At 34.8% G+C, this 22,684-nt stretch carries 15 protein-coding genes; 9 read left to right on the plus strand and 6 right to left on the minus strand.

Annotated features, from left to right (window positions below):
• Positions 1 to 5 precede the first annotated feature (5 nt).
• Positions 6 to 6,518 carry an alpha-2-macroglobulin family protein gene (locus tag BLV35_RS13895; RefSeq protein ID WP_091091533.1) on the minus strand — a complete coding sequence of 2,171 codons (6,513 nt, stop codon included), beginning with the start codon at positions 6,516 to 6,518 and terminating at the stop codon, positions 6 to 8.
• 283 nt (positions 6,519 to 6,801) lie between these two features.
• On the opposite strand from BLV35_RS13895, the gene BLV35_RS13900 reads away from it, so the two are divergent.
• The 6 genes from BLV35_RS13900 (at position 6,802) to BLV35_RS13925 (ending at position 11,547) form a co-directional block, all read left to right on the plus strand.
• Entirely contained in the window at positions 6,802 to 7,506 is a 705-nt protein-coding gene (locus BLV35_RS13900; protein ID WP_091091537.1) for a tetratricopeptide repeat protein, read from the plus strand.
• A 50-nt stretch (positions 7,507 to 7,556) separates the two neighbouring features.
• Entirely contained in the window at positions 7,557 to 8,912 is a 1,356-nt protein-coding gene (locus BLV35_RS13905) for a UDP-N-acetylmuramate--L-alanine ligase (protein ID WP_091091540.1), read from the plus strand.
• A gap of 18 nt (positions 8,913 to 8,930) precedes the next feature.
• The gene (locus tag BLV35_RS13910) at positions 8,931 to 9,281 is read left to right on the plus strand and encodes a GNAT family N-acetyltransferase (RefSeq protein ID WP_245712063.1); all 351 of its coding nucleotides are present in this window, start codon (positions 8,931 to 8,933) and stop codon (positions 9,279 to 9,281) included.
• Positions 9,282 to 9,401: 120 nt separating this feature from the next.
• The gene (gene radC / locus BLV35_RS13915) at positions 9,402 to 10,097 is read left to right on the plus strand and encodes a RadC family protein (protein ID WP_091091544.1); all 696 of its coding nucleotides are present in this window, start codon (positions 9,402 to 9,404) and stop codon (positions 10,095 to 10,097) included.
• Between the two features lie 11 nt (positions 10,098 to 10,108).
• Entirely contained in the window at positions 10,109 to 10,798 is a 690-nt protein-coding gene (locus BLV35_RS13920; protein WP_091091549.1) for a YjjG family noncanonical pyrimidine nucleotidase, read from the plus strand.
• An 80-nt stretch (positions 10,799 to 10,878) separates the two neighbouring features.
• Positions 10,879 to 11,547: a hypothetical protein gene (locus BLV35_RS13925; RefSeq protein WP_245712064.1), complete on the plus strand. Its 669-nt coding sequence runs from the start codon at positions 10,879 to 10,881 to the stop codon at positions 11,545 to 11,547.
• A 74-nt stretch (positions 11,548 to 11,621) separates the two neighbouring features.
• Here BLV35_RS13925 and BLV35_RS13930 read toward each other — a convergent pair whose 3' ends face one another.
• Positions 11,622 to 12,899 (minus strand): replication-associated recombination protein A, encoded by a 1,278-nt coding sequence (locus tag BLV35_RS13930; protein WP_091091558.1) that lies wholly within the window; start codon positions 12,897 to 12,899, stop codon positions 11,622 to 11,624.
• A gap of 224 nt (positions 12,900 to 13,123) precedes the next feature.
• Here BLV35_RS13930 and BLV35_RS13935 point away from each other — a divergent pair, with 224 nt between their 5' ends.
• On the plus strand, positions 13,124 to 13,900 hold the full coding sequence (locus BLV35_RS13935; protein WP_091091562.1) for a rhomboid family intramembrane serine protease: 777 nt from the start codon (positions 13,124 to 13,126) through the stop codon (positions 13,898 to 13,900).
• 36 nt (positions 13,901 to 13,936) lie between these two features.
• Here the strand turns inward: BLV35_RS13935 and rlmB are convergent, their stop codons facing one another.
• The 4 genes from rlmB to BLV35_RS13955 all read right to left on the minus strand — a co-directional run bounded on the left by rlmB (position 13,937) and on the right by BLV35_RS13955 (position 21,476).
• On the minus strand, positions 13,937 to 14,671 hold the full coding sequence (rlmB, locus tag BLV35_RS13940) for a 23S rRNA (guanosine(2251)-2'-O)-methyltransferase RlmB (protein WP_091091565.1): 735 nt from the start codon (positions 14,669 to 14,671) through the stop codon (positions 13,937 to 13,939).
• A 304-nt stretch (positions 14,672 to 14,975) separates the two neighbouring features.
• A complete protein-coding gene (locus BLV35_RS13945; RefSeq protein WP_091091568.1) occupies positions 14,976 to 16,421 on the minus strand; it encodes a SusD/RagB family nutrient-binding outer membrane lipoprotein in 1,446 nt (481 codons plus the stop codon).
• 11 nt (positions 16,422 to 16,432) lie between these two features.
• Entirely contained in the window at positions 16,433 to 19,690 is a 3,258-nt protein-coding gene (locus BLV35_RS13950) for a SusC/RagA family TonB-linked outer membrane protein (protein WP_091091572.1), read from the minus strand.
• A gap of 85 nt (positions 19,691 to 19,775) precedes the next feature.
• Positions 19,776 to 21,476, minus strand: coding sequence for a BamA/TamA family outer membrane protein (locus tag BLV35_RS13955; RefSeq protein WP_091091576.1), 1,701 nt, complete (start codon positions 21,474 to 21,476; stop codon positions 19,776 to 19,778).
• Positions 21,477 to 21,750: 274 nt separating this feature from the next.
• Here BLV35_RS13955 and rpsL point away from each other — a divergent pair, with 274 nt between their 5' ends.
• Both rpsL and rpsG read left to right on the plus strand, forming a co-directional pair.
• Positions 21,751 to 22,134: a 30S ribosomal protein S12 gene (gene rpsL / locus BLV35_RS13960; RefSeq protein ID WP_022828353.1), complete on the plus strand. Its 384-nt coding sequence runs from the start codon at positions 21,751 to 21,753 to the stop codon at positions 22,132 to 22,134.
• A gap of 73 nt (positions 22,135 to 22,207) precedes the next feature.
• On the plus strand, positions 22,208 to 22,684 hold the full coding sequence (gene rpsG, locus BLV35_RS13965) for a 30S ribosomal protein S7 (RefSeq protein ID WP_091091578.1): 477 nt from the start codon (positions 22,208 to 22,210) through the stop codon (positions 22,682 to 22,684).

The following is a 22,684-nucleotide window of genomic DNA, read 5'->3' on the forward strand; positions in this document are numbered from 1 at the left end:
CTGTGTTAATTTGCGACTTGCACCTTAATTCCTTTGGTATGACTAGAAAATTCTGGAGCATACATGCTTTGGATTGTGCTAATTCCATTAGAAAAGTTTCCTTTGTTATTCACTCTAACATCATATTCTAAAACGTAGGTTCCTTTGTCGATTTTGTCAAAAAAGAAATGAGTTGCAGCGTCTTTAGTGCTTTTATAAAATCCTAAATTGTCTTTGTACTGGTAATTGGATAAAACATCGATAGGCTCAAAACAAGAGGCTCTCATGTCTTTCAAATGTACAAATTCCATATCTTCTTTGGTAGAGATAATTAAACGGACAGTAACTAAATCGCCTATATTTAATGGATTGTTAGTGATTATTTTTTGTAACACTGTGCCTTTATCTGTGTTTTTCTTTAAATACAGCTCTTTAGAAACAGATAAACTAGTATCCGAATTGGTTTTTATTTTGTCTAAATCTTCAAAATACTGCCAGTAAACACCTCCGTAACCTGGAACTTTGGATTTGTTTTCGATTTTAATAGATGCCATTTCTTTTGTGATTTCAGAGGCTTTCCAATTCAGTTTTAAGTAGCCTGTTTCTGCTTCTTTTTCGTTTGTATTCAATTTCTTCGTTAGGATTTTTTCGTCTCCTATCTTGATAATTGTATTGTCTTTTACGCTCAACCAATCGGTACCTTGCATTAGTAAGGCATATACAGCTTCAGTTGTGGCTTTTGTCGTAGGCCAGTTTTTAGCTTGTTTATTTTTTAATAACCAAACTTTCATAGCATCCACTGACTTGGTGTCATTGCTAACTTCCGTAAAAGCTTCGATCAGTAAAGCTTGAGTTTCTATAGGTGCTTGATACCAATACCAACCTGATTTATTAGCAATCCAATACATACCACAATCTTCGTTATTGGAAGCCGTTTCTTTTAGACTTTCGATTATTATTTTGGCGGCAGCCGGTTCTCCAAAACGATTCAGGACTAATGCTGCCATCCCTTTTTCGTATAAAGAATAACTTAGCCAATTTTCTTTGGCACTGTCAACATATATTTTTGTTGCTTTTTTCAATGTATCCGAAAGCGGATAGTTTTTCAAATAGAAAGTACGAGTATAGAGATAATGCAAATTGGAGTAGGGATGCATCCAAATCAGTTTTTCGCCATTTTTTAGATTGTTCGTTCTTTGTTTATGGTTTTCTAAGAATTTGATATCAAGGAACGGGATTCCACTTTTTGAAATTTCATCTATTTTGGCGTTGGTCGCATCATCTGTATTTATTTTTTTTAAATGACCTAATCCTGCTAGAATATGTCGTGTGATGTATTCGTTTTCTTCATTACCGCCATACCACGGAAATCCTCCTGATGCTTTTTGCTTTTGTTTTAATTTGTCGAAAGTAGCTTCTTGAGCATTTTTCATTTTTTCTAAGTCAAAAAGTGTTGCCAATTGCTGTTTCTTTTCTTCTTCGCTTTGCGCATCATTTACCCATGGGGTTTCAGCAAGAAGTATCGATTTTAGTTCTTCGTTTTCTTCCAGTTTTGAATTGTGTTTTTCGTTTTTTCTCCAAGTTTCAAAAACAACGGCGATTTTAGGATTGCTATTGATGACTTCTCCAGCCAAAGCATTGGCATAGAAACGAGCAAAGGTTTGCTCAGCACCTTCGTGCTCGTATTCCATCAAGTAAGGCAAGGATTGTAATGCAAGCCAAGTTGGATTTGAAGTGTATTCTAGCGTGAATTGATGATTGCGTAAGCTTGTGGATGCATTGTTTCTTAAGTTCTCAAAAGTGTATTCTTTCTTTGAGTTTTCGCGAACCCATAAAGGAATACTCTCCGTAACGAGTATATTGTTAGTCAAAACGGGTATGATGTTTTCTTCCCCATCAGAATAGTTGTCGGCTTTAGCTAAAACCTTGTACTGTACTCCTTGTATTCCTTGCGGAATATAGATGTTCCAACTTACAGTCGTATTTCCAAACGCAGGTATTGAATAATTTTTCAAACTTTTTGTGTTCAGCATCTTGGTGTCTACTGATTCCATTGTGGTAGCGTCAAAAAGTTGCAAAACAGCAATTCCTATTTTGGGTTCGCTGGTCATATTTACAATTTTACTAATAATTTGAATACTGTCTTTTTCTCTAAAGAAACGAGGGAAATTGGGTATTACCATTAGGTCTTTTTGGGTAACAATAATTTTTTCCAGATAACCAGAAACTGCTTTTTTATTGTGGGCGAATAGGCGTAATTTCCAAGCTGTTAATGCCTCAGGGGAGGTAAAATTGAAACTAATTTTTCCTGATTTATCCGTTTTTAAATTTGGATAGAAAAAGGCAGTTTCTGATAGATTAGTTCGGCTTTTAATTTCAGAAAGGGCTTTTAATGCCTTGTTAGTAGTGATTATTACTGCTCCATTTTCTCCTTTTGTTCCATATCTTGTCGTTGCTTGGTCTTTCTCTAGAACTTCGATGGAAAGAATGTTTAAATAGTCTAGCATGATAGCTTGGTTTTTAGACGCAAAGTTTCCATCAATAATATAGATAGCATTTGCAATATCTTTATTTTTTGCAGCACTTTTTATCATTTTTCCCGCAGCACTTCCTTCTAAAGATATTTCTATCCCTGCGGTATTGTATATTTGATTGTCTTCCTCAACAATTCTTTCGCCGGCAGCGCCTCTAATTGTTTCAGCGCTTACTTTTCGATCAAGTGTTTGAGTAGCATAACTTAGTGCTTTTTTTTCTTTATTAATACCGTAGGCTGTCACTACAACTTCTTCTAGACTTCCAGATTCTGGTTGTAAATTAATATTCATTTCGTTATTCTTATCAATTAGAATTGTCTGAGTCTGGTACCCAATATAAGCAATAACTAAGGTTTCTGATTGTGAAGCATTGATTTCAAAATAGCCTTCGTAGTCACTAGTTGTAGCTGTTTGAGTTCCTTTTAGTGTAATACTGGCGCCGGGCAATGGATCTCCGTTTTCATCCGTAATAATACCAGAAATCGAGCTTGTGGTTTGCGGATTTTTATTTTGTTTCGAAAGGAATTTTTGATACTTGGAAATTGTTGCATAGTCTTTGGGGTCAGCGAAATTAAATCCAAACCACAGTAGTTGGGTTCTTTTATCAATAAAAACCGGGCTGTATAAAGTGGTGTTTAGATTGCGTAAAGTGGCGGACGTTTTATTAAAACCAAGTTTGTTTCTATAGGAAATACTATTGTATACATATCGGTCGAGAGTTAGCGGATTCCAAAACCCTTTAGCAAATTGATCTAATGAACTATCGTACATGGAAGCTAATACTTCAGCCTCTAGCACAGTATTGGTTGGAGCTAATTTAAAAGACCAATTTTCAGTGCTTCCTGGTTGTATTTTGTTTCTAAAGCTTTCAACAGTAAAATCTAAGCTGGTTTCTTCCGCTTTTAAGACTACCTCCAGTTCCTGAGTAAAGGATTGGTTTTCAAATATGGATTCTAGGCCAATTTTTATTGATTTTTCAAATTGTCTTTGTAAAGGGATTTTAAGTAGGAGCTCGTTGTTTTCTAATGTTTTGTTTTCATCATAAAAGAGCTTATTCGCATAAGATGCCATTATTTTGAAATAGTGGTTAGGAATGACAGACTTGATGTTAAGTAATACAAAGCCGTCTTTTTTTGGGTTCTTATTAAGTTGCTCAATCGAAAGTAGTTTGTTAAAGTCTAATTTTTCTGAACTTTGATTGATTTTAAATAATACTTGTTTTTCTAACGGAAGCTCATTGATATCTGTTGCCGTAAAAACAAATTTATAATATCCTGATTGGTAATTTGAAATAAAATCAAGCGCAATAGCTTTGTCTTTTTCTGTATCAACCTTTTTAGAATAGACTAATGTTCCCAGCTCTTTTTCGTCTACTGGTTTTTCATTATTTTCGAAGGGGAATAAGCTTTCAAAATCCTGTTTTGAAATGGCTTCAATTTCAGGAATGGGCCATACTCTTGGCTTAATTTTATTTGGAAAACTCTTAAGAAAGTAGAGGTTGACTTCACCCTTAATTGCTGCAAACTGCTCGTTAAGGTTTTTACTGTTAATCTCGACTGCGTTTTTATCTTTGGTGTTGATTTCTTTGGGAATAGTTATGTCAAGATTCATGGTATGATATCCTACGTTGATTGTTTGTGTTGCCGTATGTGTTTCACCGTTACTATCTGTTACATCGGCATCAATATAGAATTTATAAATAGGGCGGTCTTCTTTTGGAAAACGTTGGTTAGCATTGGCTATAAAATCAATATTGAACTTGCCATAGGCATCGGTGGTTGTCTCCCCGCTGCCAGTTGCTCCTCCTTGTCCTTTATATCTATAAGAATTGTCATAGACACTATAAACCATATAGGAAATTCTGTATTTTACCTTTGAATCAGATATAGTCGCTCCCGAAAATGATTTAGCGAAACCTTCAACTCGAATTTTTTGATTGACTTCGTAGCTCTCTTTTATAGGGTCAAAAGCAACTTCAAATTTGGGGCGTTTGTATTCTTCCACCCTAAAGCGAGTACCTGAATTTTCAAAATTCACCGTATCCCAAAATGGATGTTCACCTTTTTTACTGCTGTCCGGCTCCTCTGCTTGAAATGTGAAATTACCGGTTAGCCCATTCTGTGGAAGCTGAAATTCCCCAGAAAAAGAACCAAAGGAATTGGTGGTCACTTCAAAATTTTGGATGTTTTTATTATTGTTGTCTTTAACGATAATTTTCATCAAAATATTGGGGACGATTCTAGTTTCATTTGCTTTTTTTTGGAAAACAATTCCTTTATAATAAACGGTTTGTCCGGGTCGATAAATGGCTCGATCTAGATAAAACTCAATTTTAGCATCAGTACTTTTTTTATAGAAAGTATTGTTTTCATAGCGATTTCTATTAGAAACAGTTAAGGTGTCATTCTCCTTTGTTACTATTATATCAAAGTAGTTTTGAATATTGTCATCCCGTTTAGAACCAGCGTAACCATTTTTGTCAGTGACTATTTCTGTGTTATTAAATTTTATAGAAGCTTTCTCTATCGGTTTTCCCGTTTTTCGATCCAATATTTGATAATAGTTGGTTTCATTTTTATAATCAGTCAGTACGGTAAGGTTAGTTACTGTAATCGTTTCGTATGCAAATGCTTTAGTGTTTTTTATATCTGAATCACTTTCAAAATAAACTAAATAACAGCCGGTTTCAAGTTGGGGCAGTAGGATTTCAGTAGAATAACTGAAGTAGTCATTCTTATTTGGTAATGCTTTTGTAATGCTTTTTACTAAGGTGTTTTTCTCGATTATAGTTGCGGCAATACTATCTTTTTTCATGTGCATTCTCCAGTCTTTGAGTTTTGAGATCGTTTTCTGATCAATTTTGAAGTAAGAAATGCTAAGTGTATTTATGTTTTTATAATTTACGAAAGCTCTTGTGTTTTCGTTATTATAACTTTTCTCTAAAAGTCGAATGTCTAGATTTTTCTTTTCTAATTCATGTTTTCTTTGAAAGGCTCGTTTGTAAGCATTAGATCTGCTTTTTGTAGACAAGATAGTGTCGAATAATGCGATTGCTTTTAGGTTGTAATCAGGATGGCTGTCTTTTGACGCAAGCGTCGTGTATAGATTTGCCTTTTCAATTTGGATATCTTGTAAGAGTAAAAGAGGAATATCCTTGTCTTGTATTTGATCTAAAGCATTTAAATAATCGGTAGCATTTTTGTTTAAATACTTGTAGCAGAATTGCATGCGCGAGAAGCGATTGTCTAAAGAGTTGTTGTTATTTTCTTTTTTTTGATATAGAGTGATAAGCTTTTTTAAATGGTCATCCTTTACTAAATCAAGGTTTAAGGATTGAAAGGTATTTGAATCACCGTATAAAGTATCTTTTGACTTTGCGAAAATGGAGGTTTCTATATTCCAAGAATATAGAGTTTTAGTGAAGTAATTAATGTTTTCATTCAATAGGAACTCATATAAATTTTGTTCGTTTAGTTTTTCTGGAGAATAATAGTCAAATAGAGATTGATAGGACTTCAGAGAAGCTTTTTTTAAAATTGCTTCGTTTGCGATGCTTTTGGCGAATGCAAGGCTAATTTGCTTTTTAAAATTTTTATTTGACCATAATAGAAAATCAGTATCTAAGCTGTCTGTAGTGGTTCTATTGTATATTTTACCGTTGTTCTCTGAATAATAGTCATTCAAGCATTTTGCATAAATCAAATTCAAAATTGCTTTTGACGGCTCTGAAACGGTTTTTATTTGGTGTTTTAGATTGTTTAAAATTTTGGTTTGGGAGTCTTCTTCTACTGTTTGAATGTATTTTGAATTATAAAAGAAACATCGTATCAGCTGTTCTTCATTATTACTGGAAACGGCTTTGTTGTATATTTTATCTACGAGAGTATGTGCTGATTTAATTTTGCCTGCTTTTTCTAATGCGATAACGGCATCCCATTTTTTGTCAAATTGTTGGGCTATTACGGGCAGAGATGTCAAAAGGAAGAATAAGAATAATTTTTTCATGCAGCTTTATAAAAATTAAAATATTTTATCACGTGAATATAAGACTATTTATTGTAAGTTTTTATTTATTTTTCTGTTGCGATTAGTATAACCAGCATTTTTAATAATGAGTAGAATTCTATTTCTTTTAAGTTTTTGGCAAAAATTATTGGAGAGACTACTACCTGTTCTTGAAGAATTAAATCGCATCTCTGTAATAAATGAGGTAGATTTTTTAGTTTAAAATGTCAAAGCTTTCATAATGATACCGGATTACAATTATAAATTTCCTTATTTTTGAGGAATGAAACAAATTGTATATCTCTTTTTATTCTTACCAATGATGATTTGGTCCCAATCCAGTTTTGACAAAGCAGAGAAACTATTCAAAGAGGAGAAGTACGAACAAGCGCAACCTATCTTTGAAGCATTGTTGAAAACAGATCCATCAAATTTAAAAATAATTGAGTATTTAGGTGATATTGCAGGTAGTCGCAAGTCATGGGAAGAAGCTATAGGTTATTATGAAAAACTGAAGGACTTAAAGCCATCAGAGGCCGATTATTTTTACAAATTTGGAGGAGCAACTGGGATGCGCGCTTTGGAAGTAAATAAATTTAGAGCTCTTGGAATGATAGATGATATTAGAGAATCATTCGAAAAAGCAATTAAACTTGATCCAGGACATATTGATTCGAGATGGGCTTTGATAGAGTTAAATATTCAGTTGCCAAGGATTGTAGGTGGCAGTGAAGGTAAAGCAATACGATACTCGAATGAATTGTTGAAATTATCTCCAGTTGATGGTTATATGTCAAGAGGTCGTATCGAAGAATATTATAAAAGGTATAAGGCTGCAGAGCTTCAGTACAAAAAAGCAATTGCGGTAGGCAGTTCGGTAGAGAGTTATAAAATGCTCGCCGACTTATATAAAAATAAGATGAATCAGCCTGAGAGAGCCAGAGTAACCTTGGAAGAATACAAGAAGAAGAATCAGGTCAATAAGTAATAATTTGTCTGGTTAATTTAACATACAAACGCATAATCGAATAAACATAAATGAGAACACATTTCATCGCCATAGGAGGGAGTGCTATGCACAACCTAGCATTAGCATTACATAACAAAGGATATAAAGTAACGGGAAGTGACGATGCAATCTTTGAGCCTTCTAAGTCGCGTTTAGATAAAAAAGGAATTCTACCTGCAGAATTGGGCTGGTTCCCAGAAAAAATCACAAATGATATTGAAGCAGTAATTTTGGGAATGCACGCTAAAGCGGATAACCCCGAATTATTGAAAGCACAGGAATTAGGGTTGAAAATTTATTCCTATCCAGAGTTCTTGTATGAGCAATCAAAAAATAAAACACGTGTAGTTATAGGTGGTTCTCATGGGAAAACAACTATAACATCCATGATTCTTCATGTGATGCATTACCACGATATCGCTGTCGACTATATGGTAGGGGCACAATTAGATGGTTTTGATACTATGGTTCATCTTACCGAAGAAAATGATTTTATCGTTTTAGAAGGAGATGAGTATTTGTCTTCGCCAATTGATAGAAGGCCCAAATTCCATTTGTATCAACCTAATATTGCTTTGATATCAGGAATCGCTTGGGATCATATCAATGTCTTTCCTACCTATGAGAATTATGTGGAACAGTTTGAGATTTTTGTCGAAAAAATTACTCGTGGCGGAATTTTAGTTTACAATGAAGATGATGCAGAAGTGAAACGTGTGTCAGAAGCAGCGATAAATCCAACCCGTAGATTACCCTATACTACTCCAAATTATAAAGTAGAGAACGGAACGACTCTGTTAGAAACTCCTGAGGGCGATATGCCTATTGAGGTGTTTGGTGCTCATAATCTAAATAATTTGGCTGGAGCCAAATGGATTTGCCAAAACATGGGCGTTGACGAAGCTGATTTCTATGAAGCGATAGCTAGTTTTAAAGGAGCTTCAAAACGATTAGAAAAAATTGCGGAAAGTAAAAATAAAGTAGCTTATAAAGATTTTGCGCACTCACCAAGTAAGGTGGCTGCGACGACCAAAGCCGTCAAAGAACAATATCCAGATAGAACTTTAGTTGCTTGTTTAGAATTGCATACGTACAGTAGTTTGAATTCGGAATTTTTGAAAGAATACGAAGGAGCGTTGGAATATGCAGATATTGCGGTTGTTTTCTATTCTCCAGATGCGGTAAAAATCAAACAATTGGAAGAGGTTACCTACGATCAGATTGCTCAAGCTTTTAATAGAAAAGACTTGATTATCTATACAAATCCAAAAGACTTTAAAGAGTACCTGTTTAATTTAAATCTAGAAAACTCAGCATTACTGTTGATGAGTTCAGGAAATTATGGTGGATTAAATTTTGATGAGGTAAAAGGATTGATTGAGTAATTGTTCAATGGATTAAAAATGGATGATAACATAAGGTTCAGTAAAACGACTAGCAAAAATGAAGATTTTATAACTTTGGTAGCAGCATTAGATCAAAGTCTATGGGAAAGTTATCCAGAACTGAAATCTGATTATTGGGGAAATAATATTTTAGAAATAAACCCTAATGTTGTGGTTATGTATCGAGATAACAAGGCGGTTGCTTGTGGGTGCTTTAAGAAAAAGGGAAAAGATGCGATTGAAATAAAGCGTATGTTTGTTTTACCTGAAGCTAGAGGTAATGGTTTTGCACAAAATATTTTACAGGAACTAGAACAATGGGGTGTAGAGTTAGGGTTTTCGTTTTCAGTTTTGGAAACCTTGTATTAGACAGACAGAGGCTATTGGTATGTATCAGAAATGTGGCTACGCGATAGTTGAGAATTATGAGCCCTACCTGGGTTTGAAAAATAGTATTTGCATGCGGAAACAAATTTAAAGAATTAGCCAATGTCTGAAAACGCTTTTTTCCCTATTACTAATTGGTCCGAAGACGATAAACCACGTGAAAAGCTAATGCTTAAAGGCAAAAGTGCGCTGAGTGATGCTGAATTAATTGCTATTTTAATTGGCTCTGGAAGTCGAAATGAATCGGCGGTAGATTTAAGTAAAAGGATTTTAAAGAGTGTCGATAATAACCTCAATGCCTTAGGGAAGTTGTCTATTTCACAGTTAATGGTTTTTAAAGGAATAGGCGAGGCCAAAGCAATTTCCATTATCGCCGCATTAGAATTAGGGAGACGAAGAAGATCTGAAGATGCGGTAGAATTGGTTAAAATCACTTCGAGTAAAATGATTTTCGAGATTATGCAACCTATAATTGGTGAATTGCCGCATGAAGAGTTTTGGATCGTTTATTTGAATAATTCAAACAAGATTCTGTCAAAATCGCAATTGAGTAAGGGCGGAATTACTGGAACTTTAGTAGATGTGAGATTGGTTTTTAAAATGGCACTTGAAATGGGAGCAACTGGATTGATACTATGTCACAACCATCCTTCAGGAACATTAGTCCCAAGTGAAGCCGATAAACAAATAACCAAGAAATTAAGAACTGCCGGAGACAGCCTAGAAATAAAAGTGTTAGATCATTTAATTGTGACCGAATTTGGTTATTTTAGTTTTGTTGACGAAGGAATATTTTAAAAAGAATTAAAATGAAAATTGAGAATATAAAAGATGTCTTTTTTGACTTAGATCATACGCTTTGGGATTTTGATAAAAATTCAGAGATGACTTTTGAAGGGATCTTTCAAAGAAGTCACCCCGAAGTAGAAATTAAGATTTTCATCGAAAAATACGTGCCCATAAATCAGGCGTGCTGGAAATTGTATCAATACGATAAGATTTCACATGAGGAATTGCGATACAATAGGTTGAAACATTCTTTTGATGCAATCAATTATTTCGTTTCTGATGAGCAAATTGAAAGCATAGCGCAGGAATACATCCAATTATTACCAGATAATAACCATCTTTTTGATGGGACTTTTGAGATTTTGGATTATTTAAATGAAAATTATAAGCTGCACATCATTACTAATGGTTTTGCGGACGTCCAACAAAGGAAAATTAAAAATTCTAAGTTGCATGACTATTTTCATACCATTACAAATTCTGATATGGCAGGGGTAAAGAAGCCCAATCCCATTATTTTTGAATATGCGTTAGATTTGGCTAAAGCCAAAAAAGAAAACAGTATCATGATAGGAGATTCTCTTGATGCTGATGTACAAGGAGCTCTAGATATGGGGCTGGACGCCATTTTTTTTAATGAAAACAAAACCCAGATTGGGAATCATATCAAACAAGTAAACCATTTATTAGAATTAAAAAATTACCTTTAAATTATGAGAAAATATATTTTGTTACTGCAGGAAATAGTTACTCGCAGTCTGTAAATGATTATAAAGCGGTGATTGTTCCCGTGAAATTTGATTTCCTGAAAGAGGAAAATCAATACCGTCTTACGACCTTGTCAAAATTCAATTTAAAGAAGGCCGGTTTTGAGGCTTTTTATAACAATGAAACGACGCCAATGGGGTTTGGCGAAAGATGTGATTTGTTGTATTTTGATTTGCAAAAAGAAGGTGGTTTTTTGATTACTAAACTATTCATTACTTTAAAAGACTGCAATGGAAAGATTGTTTTTCAATCAGCTACTGGAAGAAGTAAAGAAAAAGATTATGAAGCGGCTTATACAGAATGCTTGAGTCAAGCTTTCGAATCGGTAGAAGCTTTAAACTATAAGTATAATGGAGCTAAAGCTGAATCTAATATTGGCATGAAGTCAATCAAAGAAGAGATAGTTGAAGTAAGGGAAGTGGTAGTAGAGAAAGTTGCTGTACCTGTGAAGGAAATCAACTCAGAAACATCTGTTAAATTCCTTTATGCACAGCCGGTAGCCAATGGATATCAATTAGTAGATACTACGCCAAAAGTGGTGATGAAAGTATTTAAAACATCTAGCCCTAGTTGTTTCATAGCAATAAAAGGGGATAATCAAGGAGTTTTAATTGCTAAAGGAGCAGATTGGTTTTTTCAATACTATAAAAACGAAAATTTAATTTCAGAAAAAATCGAAGTTAAGTTTTAAATAGATTTATAATTCCGAAAATTAAAAAGGTTCTAAGAAGTACAGCTAAGCGTTACTTCTTAGAACCTCTTTCGTTAATAACCGTATTTTCCTTTCCAACGATTTTTTAAAAAATCTCTGGTTGTATTTTCTCTGGAATTATTTCCAGGAACATATAGCGGTGTGTTTTTGACTGCGTCAGGCAAAAATTCCTGGTCGGCAAAATTATTGGCAAAGTCATGCGAGTATTTATATTCGTCACCGTAACCTAATTCTTTCATTAGTTTAGTAGGTGCATTTCGCAAATGGATAGGGACGGGTAGGTCACCAGTTTGCTTTACTAACTGTTGGGCTGTGCCAATTGCTAAATAGGAGGCATTGCTTTTTGGAGACGTAGCTAAATAGATGGCACATTGACTTAAGATTATCCGACTTTCTGGATAGCCGATTGTTGCAACTGCTTGAAAAGTGTTGTTAGCCATTATGAAAGCTGTAGGGTTCGCATTTCCAATATCTTCACTTGATAGAATAAGCATTCTTCGAGCAATAAATTTGACGTCTTCTCCACCTTCAATCATTCTGGCAAGCCAGTAAACAGCTCCATTAGGATCGCTGCCACGAATTGACTTTATAAATGCCGAAACGATGTCATAATGTTGTTCACCACTTTTGTCATATAATACTGTGTTTTGCTGTACCAATGCAAAAACCCTATCGTTGGTGATGGTGATTTCAGTTTCAGCGGATGCATTTACGACTAGTTCAAATATATTTAATAGCTTACGTCCGTCGCCGCCAGAAAGTCGCAATAACGCCTCTGTTTCCTTTAATTCAATGTTTTTTGAGGCGAGAAGCTCGTCCGTTTTCAAAGCGCGTTGTAATAAGGACTCTAAATCGTCTTTTGTGAACGCATTTAGGATATAAACTTGACAGCGGGACAATAAGGCGGGAATAACTTCAAAGCTGGGGTTTTCGGTTGTGGCACCTATTAAAGTGATCCATCCTTTTTCAACTGCGGCTAATAAAGAATCCTGCTGTGATTTACTAAAACGATGAATTTCATCTATAAATAAAATCGGATTCTTAGTAGTAAAAAGGCCTCCGCTTTGTTTTGCTTTTTCAATTACATCCCTGATGTCTTTCACGCCTGAATTGATGGCGCTTAAAATATAAAAAGGACGTTTTGATTCTTGCGCAATGATTTGTGCTAATGTCGTTTTGCCCGTTCCCGGCGGGCCCCATAGTATTAGTGAAGGGATAATTCCTTTTGCTATTTGTTGGGTTAAAGAACCATTTGGTCCCACAAGATGGGATTGACTTATGTAGTCGTCTAGTTTTTGTGGGCGTATTCTTTCTGCTAAAGGTGCTTCCATTTGTCTTTTTAAATCTGAAATCTAAATTCGTTAATCTTCAATCGTAAATCAAAATAACTTTGAATATTCAAATTTATGATATTGCAACCACCAAATCAACAAATATTCTAATTACCTAGTTAACTTTATGACAAAATAGCACTAGATTTACTTTGGTTCTGTTTTTGAAATCAATAGTTCAGTGTCAATATCAATTCCGATTTCTATAACTCAAAATCTAAAAAATGAACGACAATCAATTCAAGTTTACCAATGCTGTTGTAGGAGTGCCACTTTTTTTCGTGTTGTTCCTTTGGTTTATCTATTGGATGGAAATTCGATTTGGTTTTGATTTTGATAGAAACGGAATCTATCCTCGTACATTCTCTGGTTTACAAGGAGTTGTTTTTAGTCCTTTCATTCATTCAGATTTGAATCATCTTTACAATAATTCGATGCCTTTGCTAGTTTTGTTAGCGGCTTTACAGTTTTTTTATGCAAAACAATCGTACGCAGTTATAGGATATGGTATTTTGTTTTCTGGGATTTTGACCTGGTTAATTGGTAGGTCAAACTATCATATTGGAGCCAGTGGGTTAATCTATGTTCTAGTCGCCTTCATCTTTTTTAAAGGAATATTGACCAGATATTATCGTTTAGTTGCTTTATCCCTTGCTGTGATAATCATATATGGAGGAATGCTTTGGTATGTTTTTCCAAAGGTAGATGATACCATTTCCTGGGAAGGGCATTTGGCAGGTTTGATAAGTGGTTTTGTGCTTTCTTTCGTTTATAAGACACCAGAGTATAAAAAGCCAGTCAAATACGATTGGGAACAGCCTGATTATGATTCCACAGATGATAAATTTATGCAACGTTTTGACGAGAACGGGAATTTTGTGAATAGTCCAGTAGTAGAAGAGGAAGAGGCTGGATTAATGTCAGGTTATTTCACCTCAAATGTAGCCGTGGATTATGAGATTGTTGTAAATAAAAAAAATGAATCAAAACCGGAGTCTTGATTCATTTTTTTTATCTAGAATTCCCTTTAATAAGGCTTAGCTTCTTTGTCTTAGTACTTCGTATAAAAAAGCACCACAAGCAACAGATACATTTAAAGATCCAATAGTTCCAAACATAGGCAGTTTAGCTTTTTCGTCTACAATCTTCAATACTGATGGGTTTACACCACGATCTTCAGATCCCATTATAATTGCTACGGGCTCGTTTAAGGAAACGTTATAAATAGTAGTGTCTGTCTTTTCGGTGGCAGCAATAGTTTTAATTCCGCTCGCTTGCAAAAGAAAGATAGCGTCTTTGATATGTTCTACTTTACAAATAGGTATATTAAATACTGCTCCTGCTGATGTTTTTACAGTATCGCCATTTACTGGAGCTGAACCTGCTTTTTGAACTATAATACCGTTTACTCCAGTACATTCAGCAGTTCTGATGATAGCACCAAAATTACGTGCGTCAGAAATCTGATCTAGTATAAGAAATAATGGTTTTTTTCCGTTTTCAACCACGGTTTCAATCAAGGTCTCTAAATCAAAAAAGGAAATAGGAGAGATACTTGCTACAGCACCTTGGTGATTGTTTGGCGTTAATCGATTTAATTTTTCTACAGGAACATAAGAGAAGTTTACATTGGCACGCTTCATCACTTTCATTAAGTCTTTCATTAATTCGCTGCTCGCTTCTTTCTGAATATAGACTTTGTCTACTGTAGTACCTGCTTGAATAGCTTCGATTATTGCTCTAATCCCAAATATTTGATGTTCTTTTTCCATGGCGCAAAGATATAAAAAAAAAGCACGAGTTTTTGAATGGAAATTTTAATAATATTTAATCGGATAATGTTGTTCTTTTTTTGGTCGTGGCTACTGTAGATAATGGATTGACGTAAGCATATGGACAATGTAGGATAATAGTATGGACACTATTAACAAGTTATTAGATGAGCAACATTTGAAGAAAGGAAGTTGTGTTTTATTCAATTGATAGTGATTTAATATTACATTTTATTCAGATTTGGCAATAAAAAAGGCTACCCATTGGGTAGCCTTTAATAGATTTTAATCTAACAATAGTTTCTTAGTTTTTATCCCAGAAAAGTTTTGTTGTTTGTTTATCACCACCTATTGCTGTAGAAGCAGCAGTATAGTTAGTTTTATTTAAGTTTTGTTCGCTAATTGGATATGTATATCTTGTAGGAACAGGTAGTCCAGATACAGCAGGTAGGTTGAAACCTGGCATGTCATAAGTTCTCCAAGCAGTCCATGCTTCAAAACCTCTGTTGTACATTGCTAACCAAAGTTGATTTCCAATTTTTACTTTCCATGTTCCTGGTGCAGTAGCATAAGCTACTTTAGGATTAAGTAAGTAAGCTGCTAAACCTGTAGCTCCCCATTGTTCAAATGAAGCTGTGATACCTTTAGTGTAAAAACCTGGTGCTGAAACAGGAGTTCCTGAAATAGAACGTTCAGCTGCATCTGCTAAATAGAAGTTTACTTCTGCGTAGTCTAATAAAGAGGCAGGGTTTGTAGGGTCAGTAACGATACTACTTACGTGAGTGTAAGATGAAAAGCTATTGTTTTCACCGTAAGGTCCACCTTTGTATATTCCTGTACCTAAATTTTGATCAAAGTAAACTGATCTCCTTGGATCATCAAGATTGTTCATGAAGTCAACTAATGTGTTAGCTATGACGAAATCAGATCTTCCAGATTGTACTAAGTCAACCCATACTGGATTAGTATTAGGAGCAGCGCTCTCGTATTTCAAAGTTGCATTGTCTGCATTTGAAGTGAAAACTCCACCACTAACGGCAGTTGTGATTGCTGATTGTGCTTTAGCTGACATTGCAGGAACGTCTACGATACGGATACCCATTCTTAATTTTAATGAATTACCAAACTTTTTCCAAGAAGCTGCGTTTCCAGCGTAAATTGGATCTGAAGCACCAAAACCACTATTAGTTAGATTTGGAATTGCAGCATTTAAACGTGTAAGTAGGTCAGAGTAAATAGTAGCTGCATCATCATAAACAGGTAAAACATAAGTACCTGGGTTTAATGATTGAGAATAAGGAATATCTCCAAAAGTCTCAACTAAGTTAGCCCAAGCATAAACACTTAAGATTTCGATTTGTGCTAGTCTTGATTCTTTAGTTGCTTGAGTAAAACTAGGACTGATAGCAGTTGCTTCAGTATTAGTTTTTGCAGTAGATAAATCTAGAATCACATCTCTGTACATTTCAGACCAGTGTGCATTCGTGATGTTACGTGTATTGAAGTCATAATTTGCTTCATCTACGTACGTTGTTTCAGTCCAGTGTTGTCCTAACATTCTAAAAATGTTAGTGTTTACATTGGTACTTGTCATTTGGTCAACTAAACTTTTGGTTGCATTGTTGTATAAAAACGCTGCATCAACCTTAGTTGGATTCTTGGGATCTCTATTTAAGTCTTCGTATGCGTCATTAGATTGACACGATACTAATGCTAGAATAGATAACGCTGTTAATATTATTTTTTTCATAATTTTTTTTTTTAAAACTGTAATTTAAGACTTGCTCCAATTTCTCTAATAGAAGGGTAAGCACCAGATTGGTAACCTTGAACGTTTCCAGAACTTAAACCTGCTTCAGGATCTGAATATGGGGTATTTTTGTCGATAATCCATAAGTTTCTTCCGATGATTGAAAGCGAAGCTGTAGTGAAAGGCAATCTGTCTAATGTTTTAGCACCAAAGTTGTAAGTTAAACTTGCTTCACGCAATTTAATATACCCAGCATCATAAACATGCAGTTTATTAGGAGCTCTTGCGTAACCCCATGCGTTTGCATAGATATTAGCATTAGCTCTTACTGTATTTGTTGTTCCATCAGGAGCAACACCAGGTAAGATTACACCACCTGAATTAGCACCGTAGTTACCAGGAGTACCTGTAACGATGTCTCTTACTGGATTTCCTAGTTCGTTATTTGCAGCAGAGAAATCATACATCCCTGTAGCGTAACCATACCATGTATCAAGAGAGAAAACATCTCCACCTTTTTGCATGTCGATTAAGAAACTTAAATTTAAGTTTTTGTATGTAAAGCTGTTGTTTAGACCAGCTTTCCAGTCAGCATTAATATCTCCAATTACGTTATTACTCTCACCAGTTCTTTGGTATGTACCAATTCTACTAGCAGATCCTGTTTGGTTGATAATAGGTTGACCATTGTCAGCGTAAATAAAATCACTACCTCTTATTGTTCCGTATGGTTGTCCTGGAGTTGCATTGATTGAAATTCCACCTTGTAAACTAGCTAATTGCAAGTTTTCAATTCCGTTTAATAATTCAACAACTAAACTTTTGTTTTGTGTCCAGTTTAAGTTTAAATCCCATCTGAAATCAGTAGTTTTAAATGGAGTAGCATTAAATTGTACTTCAATTCCTTTATTTTCGATAGTTCCAGCATTTAATAAAGCTTGAGAGTATCCAGTTGAAGTAGATAATGGAATAGCTGTAATTTGGTTGATGTTTTGATTATTGTAATATGATACGTCAAAACCAACACGTCTATTTAAGAAAGACATTTCTAGTCCAAGTTCATAACTTTCTTGTCTCTCAGGTAAAAGATTCAAGTTAGCTTGAGCACCAGGATTCGATGCGATTCCAGTTCCGTTAAATGGAGTTCCAATATTGAATGTATTAAATACATTGTAAGGATCTGTAGCACTACCAACTTCAGCGTAATTTGCTCTTACTTTACCAAATGATAACCATGGAGCGTCAACTAGTTGAGAGAAAACTAAACTTCCAGAAACTGAGAAATAATCAAATCTGTTGTTAGCTTTTGGTAATGTAGAAGAACGGTCAGATCTGTATGACCCTTCTAAGAAAGCAAAACCATCATATCCTAAACTTGCTCTAATGTATTCACCGTCAACCATGCTGCTTGAATCATATTCTAACGGAGCATTAATAGGTGTTACACTATTTGAAAGAGAATATAAACTTCTTAAGTTTAAACCACCATTAGTTTGAGCAGCGATACTGTTTCTTACATTGTTTCTTAAGTTGAAACCAATGTTTCCTTCTAAGTTTAATTTTTCAGTTAAATCTTTATTGAAATTTAACATTGCATCATAATTATATTCAGAAACATTACTGTTACGTCTGTAGTATGAAGATACATCAGAACTTCCAACATTGATTCTTTCTTCTTGTAATTCACTGTATGTGTCAAAAGAGAAACGTACCATAGCACTTAACCAATCAGTAATTTTGTTGTCTAATGCAACATTACCAAAATATCTTGATCTTGTATCAGTCTCGTAGTTTTCGTAGAAAGTCCAGTATGGATTGTCTGAATAGATAGGTTTTAGGTTGCTTGGACCATTAGGGTTCCATGTGATGTTATCTCCTGTAAGGAAGTAAGCATCTTTTTGCGCTCCAAAATCAACGTTCATTTGATTCCATTGTCTAAATTGTTGCATTACGTTACCAGCAGAATAACCAGTACCGTTTCTACCTTTACCGTCAGCTTTTATGAAGTTGAAGCTAGCAGAAGCAGTTAATTTATCAGAAAGATCTTGTGATCCAGAAAAAGTGATTGTGTTTCTTTTAATATTACTGTTTGGTAAGTTACCTTCAGCTAATAAGTTAGTAAAACCTAATCTAAATGAGCTCTTGTCTGTACCACCATCTAATGAAACAGAGTTAACAGCAGTACTACTTGTACCCCAAACTGAATTTGGATTGTTTTTACCAGCTACCCATGGAGTTGCTTTTCCAAAAGTTTCAGTTAATTGTGGGTAAATTGAGTTCCATTGGTAAACCATTAAACTCGGGTCGAATGCAGCTCCGTATGAAGCATCTTCAGTAAATGGAGTTGTTAAATCATCAATACCATCTCCGTTGATATCAGCTAAGTTAAAGTAACCATCAGCAGAATCATAATAAGGACCATAACCTGCTCCGTATTTGTTTTGATACTTAGGTAAAGTTTCTTTGTCAGCATTTCCTAAAGTTAAACTAGAAGATATAGTTACACCTAGACCTTTACGACTTCTTCCTTTTTTAAGGACAATCATAACTACACCATTAGAAGCACGAGAACCGTAAAGTGCGGTTGCAGCTGCTCCTTTTAGAACGTTAATAGACTCAATGTCATCTGGATTGATATCAGACGCGGCATTACCGTAGTCATAACCACCTCTACCAGCTTGTTGAGATGCACCGTTTGAATTACCGTTGTCGATTGGCACTCCATCAACAACAAATAAAGCTTGGTTATTACCAGCGATTGAGTTGTTACCTCTAATAACCACTTGAGTAGACCCACCGAAATTCCCCGATGTTTTAATGTCTAAACCAGCAATTTTACCAGAAAGTGAGTTTACAAAATTCGAGCTTTTTACATTAGATACTTCTTCACCACTAACTTGTTGTGTTGCGTATCCAAGTGCTTTTTTCTCTCTTTTAATACCTAAAGCAGTTACTACAACTCCTTCAAGTTCTACTGCAGTTCCAATCATTGTAACATTTACAACCGTTGAAGTAGCAGAAAGGGATTGGGTTTTCATCCCAATGTAGCTAAAAAGTAAAATTTGACTTGGAGCAGCTTTAATTGCATATTTCCCGTCAAAATCAGTTTGTGCGCCAGATTTAGTTCCTTTAACTAATACACTTACACCTGGTATAGGCATTCCTGCATCGTCAGAAACAACACCTGTCACGGTTCTCTCTTGCGCAAAAGTTAGTTGCGCCATCAGTACTACAAGTAGTACTAAGATTCCATTGAACTTTAGTTTCATTTTTAATTATTTTGAATTAGTGACACAAAACTCTTAATAATTTGTTAACATTCCTAATAAAAGAAAAGCTTTTTTATGCGCGCATCTAAAATTTAACATTGTAACTTATATGGACGATTGTGTTATAAAAATTTATTTTTTGACTTTGAGCGCCTCCATTGGCCATTGATATTTTTAGTATTCCGCTAGGTGTTTGTACGCCAAGTCCTATTCCGATACCTAATAAACTTGTCGTTTTTTTGGTTGTTGTAGTGTCTTGAAGCCAGCAGTAGTCTAGGATTGTGTGAAAGAAGACGCTAGGAGAAACGATGTAGCGGTACTCTGTAATGATAGCGGTCATTAGGTTTGCTGACAAGCTGTTTTCTATAAATCCTCTGATGGAATTTACGCCGCCAAAGCGGTATAATTCATTGTTTAGGTAGTTTGAGCTATGTAAATAATAATTCTGAGTTTTCAGGTTAATATTATGTTTCGAGTTCAAGTATAAATTATGCATAGCCTCTAGCTCGATGAAAAATTGCTTTTGTTTTTCGCTGGATTCTGTTTGATTATTTGATTCTCTTTTTCCTAGTCCTGTTTTAATGAAGAGTGCGGATTTTTCGGAAAAAAGGGTGTTACTAATATCTATTTTTGAATAGTCTAAAGTAGCAGTTGTAAATGTATTGTTGTAATCTGTTATTATGGAGTTATTGACGTTTTGTATGTCGCTAGATGTAGTTGATTGATATCCTAAATAGGATCGGGTATTATGATCAATAAAATAACTAATGTCGATTGCGGTTTTAGTGTTTTGGAAAAGGCTGTCTTGTTTGAAAATGTTTAATTGTGCTTTTAATCCAATCGGAGTTTTGAATAAGTAGGGTAGTTCTAAGGAGGTGTTGAAAATTCTTTGTTTGTTTCCGTCGGTTTTCCAGTAGAGTGAAAATTTTTCACCTACTTGTAAGGTGTTTTCTAAAGTTAGATCGAGGTAGCCATTGAGGATTATTTTTTTATTCTCATTATTGCTGAATCCTAGGTAGCCATCAAAAGTGTTTGATTTTTTGTTTTCTAGATATAGGTAAACTTTAGTAGAATCTTTTGTGAATAAAATTTCAGGATATTTTGTTTGAGATACAAAAGTAAATTTTTGAAATTCATTGTAGATTTTAGTTACGATATCTTGATTAAAGGTTTTGTTTTGGTATTTGCGATTAATTTGTGTTAGATAGCCAGCGGGGAAGTTTTTGTTTTGTTCCTTATTTTTATGTTTAATGACAATAGCGTTTAATTGTCGTGCTTTTTCTGATTCGAATTGTAGATCAGTAAAGAGGGTATTTCTTTTCTTGTGAATATTGGTTAGTTTAAGTTTAGCGAGTGAATAGCCTTTTCTTTCTAGGGCAGCGGTGTTTTCGTTTAAAAAGCGTTCAATATCGGTGTATGGTAGAAAAATGCTGTCTTGTGTTGGGGCGGGTGTTAGTAGTTTAGTGATTATGGGATCAGTCCCTACATATATATGTAGGAGTTCTATTTTAACTCCTAGGCTAAACCATGTTATATAGGTAGAGTCATTTTGTCTGAGTTGATCTATTATTCTGTTTTCAATGTATCCTAGTTTTGAAAGTTTCTGAGAGGTGGCCTCGATTTCTTCGGTTATTGATTTTATATTTTTGTGCTTGGAAATGTAGTTTAAGGACTCAATTGTTTTATTTTCTAATAAGGAGTTGGCTTTTAATTGCAGTTCAAAGTTTTGAGCGTAACAATTTATGCTAAAAGTCAGTAGTAAAATAAGAAGTAGGGAATATTTCAATTTATTTCTAAGTTTTCATAAAAGTAGTGCAAATATCGAAGGTTTGTAGTAAAAATCAAATTACGGAGTGGGTGCAGGTGAAATAGCTTCAAAATTGGGAGTGCGTTGCTGCTTCGTAGTGGATAAGCGAGATTCTTTATAACGTTAAATGACAAATGTTTACTTGAAATTAAATTTAATGAATTAACGTTTGTAGAGTGAAAAAGATTTCATACATTTGCAACCCCGTAAAAAGCGGGAATTAAATATACATAATAAATTTTTAGTATTAATTATGCCAACAATTCAACAATTAGTAAGAACAGGAAGAACTCAGATGACTAAGAAGAGTAAATCGGTTGCTTTAGATTCTTGTCCTCAAAGAAGAGGGGTTTGTACGCGTGTTTACACTACAACACCAAAAAAACCAAACTCTGCAATGCGTAAAGTAGCGCGTGTACGTTTGACAAATGGTAATGAAGTAAATGCATACATCCCTGGTGAAGGACACAATTTACAAGAGCACTCGATAGTATTAGTTAGGGGTGGAAGGGTAAAAGATTTGCCAGGAGTTAGATATCACATCGTTCGTGGTGCGCTTGATACGTCAGGAGTAGCAGGAAGAACGCAAAGAAGATCTAAGTACGGAGCAAAACGCCCAAAAGAAGCAAAAAAGTAATTTAAAACGTTATTCTTGTAGTGACACGATTTTTCGTGCTCGTATAGGTGTAGCATTTTATTAAAAAAAAGACATGAGAAAAAGAGCGGCAAAGAAAAGACCACTTTTACCAGATCCAAGGTTTAACGACCAATTGGTAACACGTTTTGTGAACAACTTAATGTGGGACGGTAAGAAATCAACAGCTTTTAAAGTATTTTATGATGCAATTGACATTATAGAGGCTAAAAAGCAAGATGCAGAAAAACCATCATTAGACATCTGGAAAGATGCTTTAGCGAACGTTATGCCTCACGTAGAAGTACGTAGTCGTAGAGTTGGTGGAGCTACATTTCAAATTCCAATGCAAATTAGACCAGACAGAAAAATTTCTATGGCAATGAAGTGGTTAATACTTTATGCAAGAAGAAGAAATGAAAAATCGATGGCTCAAAGGTTAGCTTCAGAATGTTTAGCTGCGGCTAAAGAAGAAGGAGCTGCTGTTAAGAAAAGAATGGATACTCACAAAATGGCAGAAGCTAATAAAGCGTTCTCTCACTTTAGATTTTAA

This window comes from Flavobacterium gillisiae (genome assembly GCF_900107635.1).
Classification (GTDB): domain Bacteria; phylum Bacteroidota; class Bacteroidia; order Flavobacteriales; family Flavobacteriaceae; genus Flavobacterium; species Flavobacterium gillisiae.